General features: G+C 68.3%; 10 protein-coding genes and 2 tRNA genes. 6 read left to right on the top strand and 6 right to left on the bottom strand.

Translation table 11 applies throughout. From position 1 onward, the window contains the following. Both fmt and RIA68_07780 read left to right on the top strand, forming a co-directional pair. On the top strand, positions 1-954 hold the full coding sequence (gene fmt, locus RIA68_07785) for a methionyl-tRNA formyltransferase (GenBank protein ID MEQ8317340.1): 954 nt from the start codon (positions 1-3) through the stop codon (positions 952-954). Further along, positions 933-1,478, top strand: coding sequence for a hypothetical protein (locus RIA68_07780; GenBank protein ID MEQ8317339.1), 546 nt, complete (start codon positions 933-935; stop codon positions 1,476-1,478). Before fmt ends, RIA68_07780 begins: the two co-directional genes overlap by 22 nt. On the opposite strand, the gene RIA68_07775 is transcribed toward RIA68_07780, so the two are convergent. The 3 genes from RIA68_07775 to RIA68_07765 all read right to left on the bottom strand — a co-directional run bounded on the left by RIA68_07775 (position 1,475) and on the right by RIA68_07765 (position 7,383). Continuing rightward, complete coding sequence (locus tag RIA68_07775; GenBank protein ID MEQ8317338.1) at positions 1,475-2,179, bottom strand: hypothetical protein; 705 nt, start codon at positions 2,177-2,179, stop codon at positions 1,475-1,477. The genes RIA68_07780 and RIA68_07775 overlap by 4 nt on opposite strands. Before the next feature lie 135 nt (positions 2,180-2,314). Next, the gene (locus tag RIA68_07770; protein MEQ8317337.1) at positions 2,315-5,884 is read right to left on the bottom strand and encodes a S41 family peptidase; all 3,570 of its coding nucleotides are present in this window, start codon (positions 5,882-5,884) and stop codon (positions 2,315-2,317) included. A gap of 215 nt (positions 5,885-6,099) precedes the next feature. After that, positions 6,100-7,383 carry a DUF1570 domain-containing protein gene (locus RIA68_07765; protein ID MEQ8317336.1) on the bottom strand — a complete coding sequence of 428 codons (1,284 nt, stop codon included), beginning with the start codon at positions 7,381-7,383 and terminating at the stop codon, positions 6,100-6,102. A 111-nt stretch (positions 7,384-7,494) separates the two neighbouring features. On the opposite strand from RIA68_07765, the gene RIA68_07760 reads away from it, so the two are divergent. Beyond that, positions 7,495-7,567, top strand: a tRNA-Ala gene (locus tag RIA68_07760). 1,271 nt (positions 7,568-8,838) lie between these two features. On the opposite strand, the gene RIA68_07755 is transcribed toward RIA68_07760, so the two are convergent. Then, on the bottom strand, positions 8,839-9,057 hold the full coding sequence (locus RIA68_07755) for a helix-turn-helix transcriptional regulator (GenBank protein ID MEQ8317335.1): 219 nt from the start codon (positions 9,055-9,057) through the stop codon (positions 8,839-8,841). 92 nt (positions 9,058-9,149) lie between these two features. Between RIA68_07755 and RIA68_07750 the strand changes: the two genes are divergently transcribed. Next, the gene (locus RIA68_07750) at positions 9,150-9,323 is read left to right on the top strand and encodes a hypothetical protein (GenBank protein ID MEQ8317334.1); all 174 of its coding nucleotides are present in this window, start codon (positions 9,150-9,152) and stop codon (positions 9,321-9,323) included. A gap of 24 nt (positions 9,324-9,347) precedes the next feature. Here RIA68_07750 and RIA68_07745 read toward each other — a convergent pair whose 3' ends face one another. Both RIA68_07745 and RIA68_07740 read right to left on the bottom strand, forming a co-directional pair. Further along, positions 9,348-11,261, bottom strand: coding sequence for an AAA family ATPase (locus RIA68_07745; protein ID MEQ8317333.1), 1,914 nt, complete (start codon positions 11,259-11,261; stop codon positions 9,348-9,350). Positions 11,262-11,730: 469 nt separating this feature from the next. Then, positions 11,731-11,979, bottom strand: a complete 249-nt coding sequence (locus tag RIA68_07740; GenBank protein MEQ8317332.1) for a helix-turn-helix domain-containing protein — start codon at positions 11,977-11,979, stop codon at positions 11,731-11,733. Positions 11,980-12,431: 452 nt separating this feature from the next. Between RIA68_07740 and RIA68_07735 the strand changes: the two genes are divergently transcribed. Both RIA68_07735 and RIA68_07730 read left to right on the top strand, forming a co-directional pair. After that, positions 12,432-12,509 (top strand) — tRNA-Ala (locus tag RIA68_07735). Positions 12,510-12,896: 387 nt separating this feature from the next. Further along, a complete protein-coding gene (locus RIA68_07730) occupies positions 12,897-13,940 on the top strand; it encodes a Fe(3+) ABC transporter substrate-binding protein (protein MEQ8317331.1) in 1,044 nt (347 codons plus the stop codon). The last annotated feature ends 15 nt before the right edge of the window (positions 13,941-13,955 follow it).

The following is a 13,955-nucleotide window of genomic DNA, read 5'->3' as shown; positions in this document are numbered from 1 at the left end:
ATGAAGGTCGTGTTCTTTGGTTCGGGAGCCTTCGGCGTGCCCACGCTCCGCATGCTCGCAAAGCGGCACGAGGTGGTTGCCGTCGTGACGCAGCCCGATCGACCGGCGGGCCGAGGAAAGACGCTCAGCCCGACGCCCATCGCAAGCGAAGCCGAGTCGCTGCTGACGGGCGTTGAGGTGCTCAAGCCCGAGCAGGTCAACACGCCCGAGGTCCGAGATCGCATCCGCGGCTTCGAGGCCGATGCCTGGGTCGTCATCGCCTTCGGCCAGAAGCTGGGTCAGAAGCTCCTGGCCGACAGGTTCGCAGTGAACTTACACGCCTCGCTCCTGCCGCGGTGGCGCGGCGCGGCGCCCATCAACGCGGCGATCCTGGCCGGCGACGAGACCACCGGCGTCAGCGTCATCACGCTGGCCGACGAGATGGACGCCGGGTTCGTGCTGGGCCAGTCGAGCCGGCCGCTCGACCCGGGCCTGACCATCGGCGAGCTACACGACGTGCTGGCGGAGGACGGCGTCGAGGTCGTCGCGGGCGTGCTCGATCGCTTCGAGGCCGGCACGCTCGAGCCCGTCAAGCAAGATGCCGACAGGGTCACCCTCGCGCCCAAGCTCAGCAAGGCCGATGGTTGGATCGACTTCGCCGACACGGCCCACGCCTGCCGGCGCCGCGTCCACGGCCTCACGCCCTGGCCCGGCGTGAGCATCACGCTCGCGGGCGTCGTGCTGAAACTCCTGCGCGTTTCGGCCGAGCAGCACGACCACGACGCGGCACCCGGCACGCTCATCGATCCCGCGGGCCTCATCGCGTGTGGCCAGGGCACGGCCCTGCGCCTCGTCACCGTGCAGCCCGCGGGCAAGAAGCCGATGGAATTCACCGCCTTCGCCAACGGCCATTCGCTCGCCGCGGGCGAGGTCGCAACCCCGGAGCGCCGACCATGCGCACGCTCTGGGACCTGATCCCCAGGAGGAAGCCGCCCGCGCCGCCGCGCCCGGTGCGGGTCGCCGCGCCACCCAGGCGGCGCACGCCCGCGGCGGATCGCTACGAGGCCGTGGCCCGGCAGATGCTCGCGCAGTACGACATCCGCGTACGCAAGTGGCGTAGCAGCACCAGCGGTGTGGCGTGGGAGGTGCACTACGCCGACGGCACGATCTCGCGGCTCATCGAAAGCCCCCGGCCGCGCGGCCCCATCTCGGCGGCGGTGTTCCTGCACGAGGTCGGGCACCACGCCATCGGCCTTGGCGCCTACAAGCCGCGCTGCCTCGAAGAGTACCACGCGTGGCTCTTCTCGCTGCAGCAGATGCACGCCCACGGGCTGAACATCACGCCCAAGGTGCACCAGCGCATCGACGAGGCGCTGCGGTACGCGGTCGCCAAGGCGCGCCGTCGCGGGCTGAAAGCGCTTCCGGTCGAACTGACGCCCTACGTGGGCAGCGGCCCGGTCACGCCCATCCCGTACCTCGAGGATCGGACGGTGGCCTAGGCGGCCTCGTCCTTGCGAGGCGTCGCGGGCCCGGTGCCCGGGGCGGCGAGGCGCGGCGGTGGCGTATACATCAGCGGCGCCTTGCAGCTCGGGCACGAGCTGCCGTTCACGCCGCGCACGTCCTCGCTGCACCGGGCGCAGACGCCCTGCCTCACGGCCCACGCGGTGTGTGACGCCCATCGCATGAGCGAGCCGGCCGCGCCCGCGTGCCACGCAATGATGGCGGCGAACGTGGTCGTCGGCGTGTCGTCGTGCGAGAGCGAGGCGCCGGCAACGAGCATGGTCAGCACCAGCACATGCCAGAACACCGACGCCGAGGCCGTGCCAAGGTACAACATGGCGCTCGTCGCCACGCCTCCCACGACCAGAACCAGCGCATAAGCCAGGGATTCGACCATCGTTGCCGACACGCCCCAGCTGCTCAGGATCGGCGACATGGTCCCCGCGCCGAAGTCTTCGCCGATGGGCAGCCACATGCCGAAACCCGCCAGCCACGCCAGGGGCAGGAGCGCGGTCAAGCCGGCCTGCCTGCGTGCCAGCCCGAAAGCCGCAAGGGTGTAGGCCATGCAGAGCAGCCCCAGCGCGAAGAGGCCGGCCTGCGGGTCGTACGGCAGCAGCCAATGCGCCGTCGCCGCTGCACCGAGCACGGCCAGCAGCCACACGCCCATGGCGGACCGAACGATGGTCGATTCTCCTGCCATAGCCAGCGCACTCCTCGCCGTGGCTATCGGCCATCGCGCGGATTCATCGGGCCGCAAAAACGAAACGGACGCCCATGAGGCGTCCGTCTGTGCCGGCTGGGCAAGCGCCCGGCCGCCGTGTAATTGTCGGCGGACCTACTCCATCTCTTCCATGACCGCACGGACGCCCGCCTCGAGCTGCGGGTCGACGCCCTCGACCTCGTCGCCCGGGTCGACGAGCACGACCACGTCCGGCATGGCGCCGTTGTTCTCCATGTCGGTGCCGTCGGGCAGGTACCAACCGCGGAACGGCCGCCGAACGGTCGTGCCGTCGATCAACCGGTACGAGCCGGTCGAGATGACAGCGCCGTAGGTCTGCTGGCCAACCAACGGCCCGCGGCCCGTGGTCTTGATGGCGTGCGAGAAGATCTCGGCATTCGAGTACGAGTTCTCGTTGCACAAGACCGCGATCGGGCGCGAGTAGCCGTAGATGAGCCGGCGGTCACGCGGGTACGCGTCTTCGGGCACCGAGTCCGGGTCGGCGCCGCGCGGGATGGTGTACGCGTGCCGCGGCGCCGTCAGCGAGCTGAGCAGGATGTCGGTCGTCCAGCCGCCGCCGTTGTCGCGCACGTCGATAAGCAGGCCGTCCTTACCGTTGGCCGCCGCGAACAGGTCTCGCTCGAAGTCCCGCAGCGACGGCTCGTTCATGCCGCGGATGTGAAGGTAGCCAACGCGCCCGTTCGAGAGCTCTTCGACCTTGGCCCGGCGATGGCGCACGCCGTCCTCGTACCGCAGGTTGCTGTCGCCGCCCGACGACGTCGGCACGATCAGCACGTATGCGGAAGACTCCGGATCGGCAGGCACGATGTCGAGCAGCGTCTCCTGGCCCGACGTCCCAGCCATCGCCTCGCCGAGGTCCATCGTCGGCATGCCGCCGCCGGGCGCCAGGGGTGCGCCGTTGATGGCCGTGATGACGTCGCCCACGTGCAGGCGGCTCGTGTCGCGGGACGCCGGTCCCTCGGGCAGCACATTCGCCACCTCGTAGCCCCCGTCGACGGGCACGGCATCGATGCCAAGGTAGCCCGTGCGGATCGACGGCGCGCTGTAGGGCTGCGTGCCGCCCCAGATGCCCAGGTGCGAGCCGTTCAACTCGCCCATCATGAGGCGTGCGACCTGGTAGAACTCGCTGGGCGTGCGCGTCACGCGTGCCAGTTGGAGATAACGTTCGGTCAGGGCGTCCCAGTCCAGGCCCTTCATGGTCGGGTGGTAGAACTCGCGGCCCAGCATGTTGGCCGCATCGCGGAACTTCTGGGCCTGCTCGGCCGCCACGTCGATGCGCACGGTCGCGTCGATGCCCAGCGTGTTGGCGCTGCCACCCGAGGGCTTGGCCGTCGCCGCCTGGCCGCCGCGGATGAACAAGGCCTTCGAGCCGTCGGCCGTCACGCGGACCTGCGAGACGCCGCCGCTCTGCACGGTCTTGCGATCGCGGCCCCGGTAGTCGACCGAGTACAGGCTCGTGCTGCCGTCGATGCTGGTGCTGAAGAGCACGCGGTCGCCGCCGGGCGTGAGCGCCAGGTCGCTGGCGCCGTCCACCCGGGTCAGCCGACGCACGCGCTTCCACGCGTCGTCGACGTCGAACTCCAGCGCTTCGCGCTCTTCCGGCGGCTCGGTCATGTCGGGCGTGTCGATCGCGCCAGCCTTGCCGACGGCCTTGGCCGCGTCCTTGAAGTACTCGGCCAACTCGTAGTCGGTCTTGCCCTCCAGCGTGCGGTCGAGCATCACGCCGTACACGTCGTACGACCAGTTATTACCAGCACGATCGCTCAGGAACACGAGCATCTTGCCGTCGTGGCTCAACTGAGGCGACGTATCGATGTCCGGGTGCCGCGTGATGTTTACCGGCTCGCCGCTCTCACCGTCGAGGTCGAGCAGCCAGACGTCGGAGTTGAAGTCCAGATCGGCAACCTGGTAGACGATGTGCCGGCTGTCCGAAGCCCACTGCACGCCCGGCTCGTTCCAGCTCTCGAACACCAGAGTGTCCTCGCCCGAGGCCAGGTCGCGGTGCCACAGGTCGCCCCGCTCGCGGACGTACAGCAGGCGGTAGCCGTCGGGCGACGGCATGGGCCGCACGGTCCGCTCGCCGCCGTCGATGAACGGCTCGACCTCGAACCGAAGTCCTTCGGACCAGCGCTTGCCGAAGTCGATCTTGTCCTCGTCGGCTTCATCTTCCTCGGTGGCTTCGTCTTCGTCGGCTTCCTGCGAGGCGTCTTCGTCCTCGGCGCCGTCTTCGGTCTCTTCCTCGGTCGCCTCGTCGGCGGTCTCGTCGACTGCCTCGTCCGCCTCCTCGACGACTTCTTCCTCTTCCTCGGGCATCAGGTCTTCGCGCGAGAGGCTCACCGTCGCGCGGTAGATCGCGAACTCGCCCTCTTCGTCGCTCGCGAAGTAGAGGTACTGGTTGTCGGGGCTCCAGGCCAGGTCCTGCTCACGTCCGCTGGTAAAGGTCACCCGCCGCGTCGGGCGGTCGTCCTCGGTATTGCGAATGAACACCTCGCCGCGTGCCACGACGGCAAGCGTCTTGCCGTCCGGGCTCAGGGCCGCCTCGCTCACCTGGCGGTCGAGCGTCTCCAGCCGTGTGTCGAGCGTCTGGGAGTCGCCCGAGGCGTAGACCTCGATGGCCCTGGGCTCGGCGCCCCGCTGGGTCAGATCGAGCGTGTAGAGCGTGTCCCACACGAGAAACGTTGCGGTCGAGCCGTCGTTCGAGACGTTCAGGTCGTGCACGCCGTGTGCGATCGTGTGCTCGCCTTCCTCGGGTGCGAAGTCCGTCAGCCGGCGCGGCCCGACGGCGTCGGTCTGGCCCGCGGGAATGTGCCACAGGTTGTTCTGCCCGTGCCGGCTCGACGTGTAGACCACCGAGCCGTCTGGCAGCGCGAAGCCGTTGGCGTCGTTGCCGTCGAACGCCGTGAGCTGCGTGAACCGGCCCGTCTGCGTGTCCATCGCCCACACGTTGCCGGCAGCCGGTCCCTGGTAGGCGGGGCGGTCGTACAAGTCGCGCTGACGCGTGAAGAGCACGGTCGATCCGTCTGCCGACATCCTGGGCATCAGCCCAAACGCGTCGGTCAGCGACTCGATCGGCCCGCCCTCGAGCGGCACCGACCACATGTTCACGCCGCGGTACATGCTGGGCTTGAGGTTCGCGTGCACCAGGACCGACTGGCCATCGGCCGCGAAGCCCGAGAGCGTCAGCGAACGATCGCTCAGCGTCAGCCGGCGGACGGCGCCGCCCACCACGCGGCCGTCCTCGCTCGAGATCGGCATCGCGTACAGGTTGCGGCTGCCGTCACGCGTCGATTCGAACACGAGCGTCGAGCCGTCGGGGCTGAAGGCGCTGCGCAGGTCGTCGGCCGGATGCGTGGTGAGACGAGAGGCAATGCCGCCATCGCGCGACACCGCCCACAGGTCGCCCGCCCACGTGAACACGATCTTCGAGCCGTCCGGGCTCAGGCTGGGCATCCGCGGATAGCCGACCCTGGCCTGCTGGGCCATCCACGCCGCGGAGGCGGCCGCGCCGCGCTCGCCCTCGTCCGTGAATCGTGTCATCGTGGTCGCCGGCTCGGCCGTCGGGGCCGAGTCGCTTGCACAGGCCATCTGCAAAGACGTGCCGGCCGCGAGGGCCATCGCCAACGCCGCCGAAACGCGGCACCTTCCCGTGTGGTCCAACGCTGGCATGCTGCTCTCCTGATGTTGAGGGACCGACGGCCCGTGATGCGTGCTTTGGGGTCGAATCGACGCCGCACCCGCCGGCTCCTTCTAGCCGCAAGTGCCCCGTTCGCTACAGATTACAGCGTCCGATGCGCGAGGTCTAGCCGCCCGTCGCGCGACAACGCCCGCGCGGGCCAGGCATCTGTTGTGGCATTGTTCGGACGCCTCGCGTGCCGACCGCCCTAGCGACGGGCCGACCGCACCGCCTCGGCCTGCTCGCGCTCTCGGGCGGCAGCCGCCCAGCGCCGGTTCACCCGGTTCTCGAGCGTGCTCGCATCGCCGAAGTGCCGCTCGAACCGTTCGAGGTGCTGCTCGGCCGTCTGCGGCCCGCGGGGAAGGTCGGCCAGCTCCATGAGATAGGCGGCCAGCTCCTCGCGGTTCGTGCGGTGCAACTCCTTGAACAGCCCATACGACACCGCGTACAGCGGCCGGGCCGTGTCGATCCGCAGCCCCGTGTTGTCGTCCAGCGTCACCACGTCCGTGAGTTCGGGCACGGTGCCGGCGGCTGCCAGCGACATCAGCTCCAACTCCCGCGGCTCGTACTCGAACGCGAATCCAAACTGGCCGTCGATGCTGTGAGACTCGAAGCTCGACGCCAGCCCTTCGCTGACCCACAACGGGTACTCCGAGCCCCGCCGCTGCAGGCCCGTGTTGAACGCGAGCAGGTGGATGGCCTCGTGCAACACCTTCGCCACGCCGAACCGCAGCACCTGCGTTTCGATGCGCGCCCGCTCGCTGGCGATGTGCGCTTCGAGGTCGGCCGCCGCATCGCGCAACAACCCGGCTTGCTCGGTCTCGCCCTGGGCCTCCGCGTCTTCGGCTCGACCGACGAGCAGGTCGGCACGGTCCTGAAAGCCCTGGAGCTGTCGGTTGACGCGGTACAGGCTGGGCGACGTGCGGTCGTCGTGGATGACGATGGCGTTGTGGGCCATGCTGTAGTAGCCGGCGGTCCAGCCCGCATCGAAGCCATCGTGTTCTCTCGCAAACCCGAGGTAGTCGCCGTGCTCACCGAAGAACACGCACACCAGCCGGTGGGGGTGGGGGTGTACCGGCACGGACAGCCGATCGAATTCACGGAAGTACTGCTCGCGGGCTCGTTCCAGGAGCGTGATGCGCGACCGCGTCCACTCATCGTCCGCGTCGCTCAGCACGTAGTACGACCGCGAGCGGTACGTCCGGAAACCGGGACCGACCCGCTCGCGCAAGCGATCAACGGCTGCCGCATCGTCGTCCGATGACACGCGGGCGATGCGCTCCAGCGATCGGGCTCGCCGCGCCGACTCCATGCGCAGCATTGGATCGGTCCAGGCCCGCAGGTACGCATCGAACGCCTCGCGGTATCGACCCTCGAGTTCGGCCTGCTGGCCCGCTTCGAAGTCCTCTTGTGGATCGGCGGCAACGCCGACCGCGCACGCCAGCCACGCCGCCAGCACGGCACACGCCCCCGCCCATCCCGATCGAACCATCGGCGAGCCCTCCCTTCGGCGGGCCTATCGACCGGAGAGGCGGGCAACACGCGTTGCGAAGGGTTGTGCGGGCAAGACCGCGTCCGAGAAGCGCATACCATGGGCCCACCAGGGGCGGTAACTCAACTGGTAGAGTGCCAGCTTTGCAAGCTGGAAGTTGGGCGTTCGAGTCGCCTCCGCTCCATTCCCCCTACAACGCTGGAAACGCTGTTTTCGTCGGTGTTTATGGCCCCTGCCACGCTCGGGCCGTGCCCGCTCGAAGTGCCCCGTTGCGCCACTGATTGCCCGCTCTGGCCTTGCATGCGCTGGTGTATGCGCGGGGGTTCGTTCTCGGGCCGGGCGTCCGTGGTGCCCGTGGCTTGCCTTGCGTCGGGCGTGCCGATGCAGGGCAGCGCGGCAACCGCGCCGGCCGTGTCGGCCAGCCCCAGCACCGTGTAGTGGCTCAGCGTCGTCCGGTAGTCCGAGTGCCGCATCATCCGTTGGGCCACTTGGGGCGTCACGCCCGCTCGGGCCAGTTGCGTGCCCAGCGTTGTCCGCAGGGCGTGCAGGTCGGCCACGCGGCCGTCGTCGTCCACCAGGGGGATGCCGGCCCGCTCGAAGTCCTTGCGCCGCGTCAGGTCCGTTACCGTCTCAGGAAACACGCGGGCCGAACCAACGGCAGGACGTTCGGCCAAGCGCCGGCGCAGGGCGTCGGCCAACTGGGGATGCATGGGCAGGGTGTCGATCCGCTTGGCCTTCCCCTCACGGACCGTCAGCGTGGCGTCGGCGAAGTCCACGTCAGCCCACGTCAGCCGTTGCAGGTCGCCTTTTCGCGTACCGGCGAAGGCGCACGCCAGATACCACGCCTCGCGGCCACGCTTGCGTGCCACGTCGATCAGCCGGGCCAACTCCGCGTCGGTCAGTGTCCGACGTACGCGCCGGCGGTCCCGTTGTTCGTTCAACTTCGGCACCACCGACAGTGGGTTGGATTCCAGCCGGCCTTGCTTCACGCACCAGGACGCGAACGCCACCGCCACTTGCCGGCCAAGGTTCCAGGTGCGGGCGCTCTGGCCCTTGTCGCGTAGCCGGCGCAGGTACCGCTCCAGGGCATCGGCTGTCAGGTCGGACAATCGGCCGTCGTCCAGGCTCTCTACCAACCGGCCTAGGTGGCGTTGCTTGTTGTCGATGGCCTTCTCGGCGTGGCCCGCGTGGCGGCAGTGGTCCAGGTACTCGGCAACGTGCCGGGCCAGCGGCTTGCGGCTCTCAGCGATGAACCGGTCCTGCCGGGCGTCGATCACCCCGTCTCGCCGCAGGGCGGCATCGGCCACCAGCTTGCTCAGGATGCGCTCGGCCGCGCCCTTGTCCGTCGTCCGCGTACTCCGCTCGCGCCGGCGTCCGTCCGCGTCGGTGTAGACGGCAATCCACGAACCGCGACCGCCACGCTTGAAAATGCTCCCCGTGCCCCGGCTCCGTTGCTTAGCCACGCTTGGCCCCCTTCCGCTTGCTCGCCTTGGCCACCAGTTGCAGGTCCAGGTAGTCGGCGAGTACGTCGATGTTGTCGCCCCGCAGCGCCCGCCCCTCGGCCACGAACCGGCTCAGGGTCGATTGCGGGATGCCCGTCGCCTTGCTCACCGCGTACCGCGTCTGGCCGCAGTGTTCCAGAGCGTCGCGGAGTTTTTCTGTCACGCTTGGCATACTGAATTGTACTCCAATACTTCGATTTATGCAACTATATTCTGTTGGGCACCACAGCGTCGCCAGCAGCATCAGCCATAGAATCCGGTTGTATGAAGGGGGGCACCGTGGCGAACAACGAACAAGAGGAAGCCGTGTACCGCGCGCTCAAGCGGCGCGACGATGAACAAGAGTTCGGCCGCCTGGGTCGCTGGGTGTTCTTTCTCGTAGTCATCGCCATCGGCATCGCAACTGTCGCGTGGGTGTTGTGGGGCATCTTCTCTTAGCCGCCCCTACGGCTCGGATTCGTTTCAGCCGCTATGGGTCTCTGGCGATTGAAACGAGTTCGGGGGCCGCGTGTAGGTGTAGGGCGAGCCCTTCGCTCCCTCGCCGCTTTCTACCCAGCGGCCAGTCTTGTGTCCGGCCCTCAGCACACCGCGCAGTTTGGTTATGCCCGGCTTCCAGTCAGTCGGCCACGCCTCCGCCACGTCGGCGGGGGTCATGCCCTTCCCGTCTGCCGGCAGCAGTTCGGCGATGGTGTCGGCAACTTCGGCAGCACGCACGCCCGTGGGCTCGCCCAGCATGATGTACCCGTCGTCGGTCAACTCGATCACCACTTCTGCGGGGATGCCTTCGTAGCGTCCGGTCGCCACCAGCTTGCGCCGGCGGTCGCTGGCGTCGTCTCTCTGGTAGGGCTGTAGCTCCACCAGAATGTCGGCGAACCCCGGCAGCGCTCCGCTTCCCCGGCTCGCTTGGAAGTTCTCGCCCTCGCCCTTGCGGGGATGGTGGCACAGCAGCACCGCAGCGCCGGCTTGCGTCAGGTCGCGTAGCAGGGCGAGCGCTTCCTGTACCTGCGCCGCATCGTTCTCGTTGTCCACGGGCCACAGCCCCGCCAGCGTGTCGAACACTACCAGTGCCACGCCATCGCGTCGGATGGTCTCGGCTAGCGATTCGATCCACGCTTGCCACTGTTGCCGGCTGGGCTTGGCGAAACTCTCACGCTGGGCGATGCGCACGTCGGCAGGAAGGGGTAGGGCGTCGCGTCGTCGTCTCCACAGTGACAGCGGTTCCTCGCTCACGATCAGCGTGGGGCCGTCGATGGGCGAGTCTACCAACCCCTCGCCCCGGTACAGGTCGCGCAGCAGGTGGCCTAGCAGCGTGGTCTTGCCGCCCTTCCATCGGCCGGTCAGCAGCGTCACGCTCCCTCGGGCGATGTACCCCGGCCACAGCCAATCGGTGGGCTCAGAGGGGCCAATGTCCGCCACGGAAACGAATCGCAATTCGTTTCGATCGCCTCGCACCCTAAGCGGCTGAAACGAATCCGCAACAGGTTCGGCCGCATCCGCCAACGCCTCGACTTCCGCCCGCACGGTTTCACCGTCACCGCCGCGATGGTCCAACAGGTCCACCATATCACCGCCTTCGGGCATCCCTGCCCACAAGTCCGCCAACCGAACCACCCGCACCGACTTCGCACCCGCAGCCGTCACAAGTCCCGCCACGTCGTCGGCGTACCCCTCGCCGGCTTTGTCGCGGTCGGGCAGGATCACTACGTCATGCCCGGCCATCGGGGACCAATCCGCCTTGCTTGCCGACTGTGACCCGTGCGGGCTTGTCGTCGCCGTCAGTCCTACCGCTCGCGCATCATCCGCCGCCTTCTCGCCCTCGCACACCCACACCCGATCCGACAGCGGCGCGGCCAGCAGGTCGGGCAGGGCGTACAGGGGTCGGGGGTCCGACATCCCACCGATGCGCCAGCGTCCATCGTCGCCACGCGCAACCGGCCGCACGATCTTGTCCGTGTCCGTATTCCACCGTACCACCAATCCCACGGGCTCACCCGCTGCGTCCGTGTACGTCCAGGTCGCCGAGCGTCGGCCGTGCCGGCGTTCCAGCTCGCGCACCGCATCATCCGCCGTCGTGAACGTCCGGGGCTTCGTGGTCGATTCCTGCCGGCACTTCGTGGCTGTCCGTCCGGTGGGTCCATCGCTGGTAGACGCGAACAGGTCGGCGGGCCGCAGCCCGATGGCATCGCACACCGCCTCGACGCTACAGCCCGCGTGGCAATACACCAGTGCCCGCCCTTCGTCGCCGGCGCGGATCGACAGCGAGGGATTGGTGTCGTCGTGGGCAGGGCATCGGCAAGACCAACCACCGCCAGACTGGCGGGGTTCGTGCCCGTGGCCGCGTAGGGCGGCCAGAACGTGCTGGACGGGCTCGCTCATGCTTGCCCCCTCTCTGAACCCGCCGTAGCACGCGACGCCGCAGGGGCCATCCTCGGGGCGCTACGGGCCAGTCTGGCGTCGATCCAGACGGCAGCAGGTCGGCCGCTCGACGTGTGCCGGCGCTCGCCACTGTCCACCACCAACCCCAGCCGCACAAGTTCACCGCGCCGGGGCGTGTACGTCTGCGGCTTGATCCACAGCAGCGCTTCGCCTTCGTCGTCGGTCAGTCCGTGCGCGCCGGCTGCGACGATGGCCGCGTGGATGCGTTGTCGCAGGTTTCCAGCAGCGCCCGCGATGCGTCGCGCCGCCACTTCAGTCGTGCCGCTCGGAGCCGCGTGGTGAGCCGGCGCTGGGATGGATTGCGTAGAATTAGTTCGCCTTTCTGATTCGTGGACGTGTGCCCCGGTTGCCGCCGGGGTCGCGTCATTCTGGGGATTCGGTGGTCCCCATTCCCACAGGTGCGGCTCGCTCATGCCGTCACCGCCTTGCGCAGCACGTGCAAGATGCGTCCGCCATCGCCGGGTTCGTCTGGGCATCCGTGGGCAACCCACAATTCCAGCGCCGCACGCGGAAACAGACGCGACCGCCCGACCGTGGTCGAAGGGATCGCGTTGCTCGACACCAGACGTGCAAGCGTGCGGGGCGGGATGCCGTAGTGGTCGGTAACCTGCTTCGAGTTCAACAACGCGGGGAGCGTTCGGTCGGCGTCCAGTGCCATCGGGTCTCCTGTGCTTCGACGATGGCAAGGGGTACCCGAAAAATCCGCAAAAAACCCTCCGTCAAGCGGTGGGGTGTGCCCTGTCGGAAGCCGAATCCGATCTAAACGCCACGGACGAAACCACTTATACAGTCCTGTCGGTTGGTTAACTAGGGAAAGTGCTTAGTTAGATCGTGGTTGTGACGCGCCCCGAACCTACAATTGGTGGTTGACGCAGCGCGCCGCGTTGGGGGTCGGGGGGGCGGTCCGTCCGCTGGCCACCAGTTCGGCCGACCGTCACTTCCCGCTCGCCTCGACCATCGCAACCACGGCCCGCTTGATCGGCTCGGGCAAGCTCGCCCATTCCTCAACAACCACCGCCAAGTCGGCGTCCAGGTCGCCCGATTCGTGGCCGTTCTGGCCGCAACTGCTGGGGCATGCGCGGGGGGCGTCGGGCGTCGGCTCGCAAGTGCCGGTAGAATCAGGGGTTACGGCGTGGGGTTGCCAGCTTTGCAAGCTGGAAGTTGGGCGTTCGAGTCGCCTCCGCTCCATTGCCCTGCTTCCCGCTCGCTGCGTCCAGGCGGTTTGCACGTCTCGGACCACACGGACGCGCGGCCAAAGTCCACGCCGGCGAATCACTGGACGGCCATCGGCCCCTCTGGTCGATCTTCGTCGCTCAGGACGAGAGCACGCGTGCGACGTGCATGCCTCCGAGCGGGTCGAGCACTCCAGATCGGTCCGCGTCGACGCCACGACCGTCGGCACGCAAGGGGCCCGTGGCAAACCAACCCCGATGGAAGCCGGAATGCGTCCACGGATCCGTCGGATTGCCGTCCGCACCGATTGGCCACCGCTATAGTTGAGACTCTGTCTCAATAGGGTCTGCCCCAACGCGGCCGGCTTCGGCCTCGGCCTCGGCATCGCAGAAGGAGCCTCTCGTGACCGCACTGCTGTCCCTGGTGCTTGCCATCGCCCTCTCGTTCGGCCCCGGCAACACGCCCGAAGACGCGTCGTCGCAGGAAGTCGTCAACGTCTACTCGGCACGCCACTACGACACCGACGACGCCCTGTACGAGCGGTTCACCGCCGAAACCGGCATCAAGGTCAACCTCATCGAGGGCGGGAGCGACCAACTCCTCGCCCGCATCCAGCGAGAGGGCGATCTGAGCCCTGCCGACGTGTTCATCACCGTCGACGCGGCCCGCCTCGAACGAGCGTTGCAAGCCGGCGTGCTGGCATCGGTCGAGTCCGAAGAGCTCGAGCAGCGTGTGCCGGAGTACCTGCGCGATCCCGACGGCCGGTGGTTCGCGCTCACGCGGCGGGTGCGATTGATCGTGGCCTCGAACGACCGCGTGCCCGCCGGGGCGATCACGAGCTACGCCGACCTGGCCGACGAGCGTTGGCGCGATCGAGTCCTGATTCGCAGCTCGTCGAGCGTGTACAACCAGTCGCTGGTTGCTTCGCTCATCCATCGGCTTGGTGCCGAGGCGACGCAGGCGTGGTGCGAAAGCGTCGTCGCGAACCTTGCACGCACCCCGCAGGGCGGCGACCGAGACCAGGTCCGCGCGATCGCCGCCGGCGAGGGCGACGTGGCCGTCGTCAACCACTACTACGTCGCCCGCATGCTCGCCGGCGAGGGCGCCGATCGCGAGGCCGCCGAGTCGGTCCGCATCATCTTCCCCGATCAGGACTCGAGCGACACGCCCCTCGGTGGTGCCCACGTCAACATCAGCGGCGCGGGCGTCGTGAAGAACGCTCCGAACCGCGAGAACGCGATCCGCTTCATCGAGTTCCTGCTCAGCGATGCGGCCCAGGAGTCGCTCGCCAAGGGCAACTTCGAGTACCCCGTCGTCGAGGGCGTGGAGGTGGCCGACGTGCTGAAGCGGTTCGAGGCGTTCCGCCCGGCGGACGTCCCGGTGTCCGCCATGGCCGAGAAGAACCGAGAGGCCGTCGAGACCATGGACCGCGCCGGCTGGCGGTGACCCCGGCCATCCCTG

The sequence above is a fragment of the Phycisphaerales bacterium genome (assembly GCA_040217175.1).
GTDB lineage: Bacteria > Planctomycetota > Phycisphaerae > Phycisphaerales > UBA1924 > JAHCJI01.
This window is presented reverse-complemented; position numbering and strand designations above follow the sequence as displayed.

Coding starts and splice junctions, on each gene's coding strand:
- RIA68_07740 (MEQ8317332.1), bottom strand. CDS start 11,979: ATGGCACTGGACGCCGACCGAACGCTCCCCGCGTTGTTGAACTCGAAG.
- RIA68_07765 (MEQ8317336.1), bottom strand. CDS start 7,383: ATGGTTCGATCGGGATGGGCGGGGGCGTGTGCCGTGCTGGCGGCGTGG.
- RIA68_07780 (MEQ8317339.1), top strand. CDS start 933: ATGCGCACGCTCTGGGACCTGATCCCCAGGAGGAAGCCGCCCGCGCCG.
- fmt (MEQ8317340.1), top strand. CDS start 1: ATGAAGGTCGTGTTCTTTGGTTCGGGAGCCTTCGGCGTGCCCACGCTC.
- RIA68_07775 (MEQ8317338.1), bottom strand. CDS start 2,179: ATGGCAGGAGAATCGACCATCGTTCGGTCCGCCATGGGCGTGTGGCTG.
- RIA68_07755 (MEQ8317335.1), bottom strand. CDS start 9,057: ATGCCAAGCGTGACAGAAAAACTCCGCGACGCTCTGGAACACTGCGGC.
- RIA68_07750 (MEQ8317334.1), top strand. CDS start 9,150: ATGAAGGGGGGCACCGTGGCGAACAACGAACAAGAGGAAGCCGTGTAC.
- RIA68_07770 (MEQ8317337.1), bottom strand. CDS start 5,884: ATGCCAGCGTTGGACCACACGGGAAGGTGCCGCGTTTCGGCGGCGTTG.
- RIA68_07745 (MEQ8317333.1), bottom strand. CDS start 11,261: ATGAGCGAGCCCGTCCAGCACGTTCTGGCCGCCCTACGCGGCCACGGG.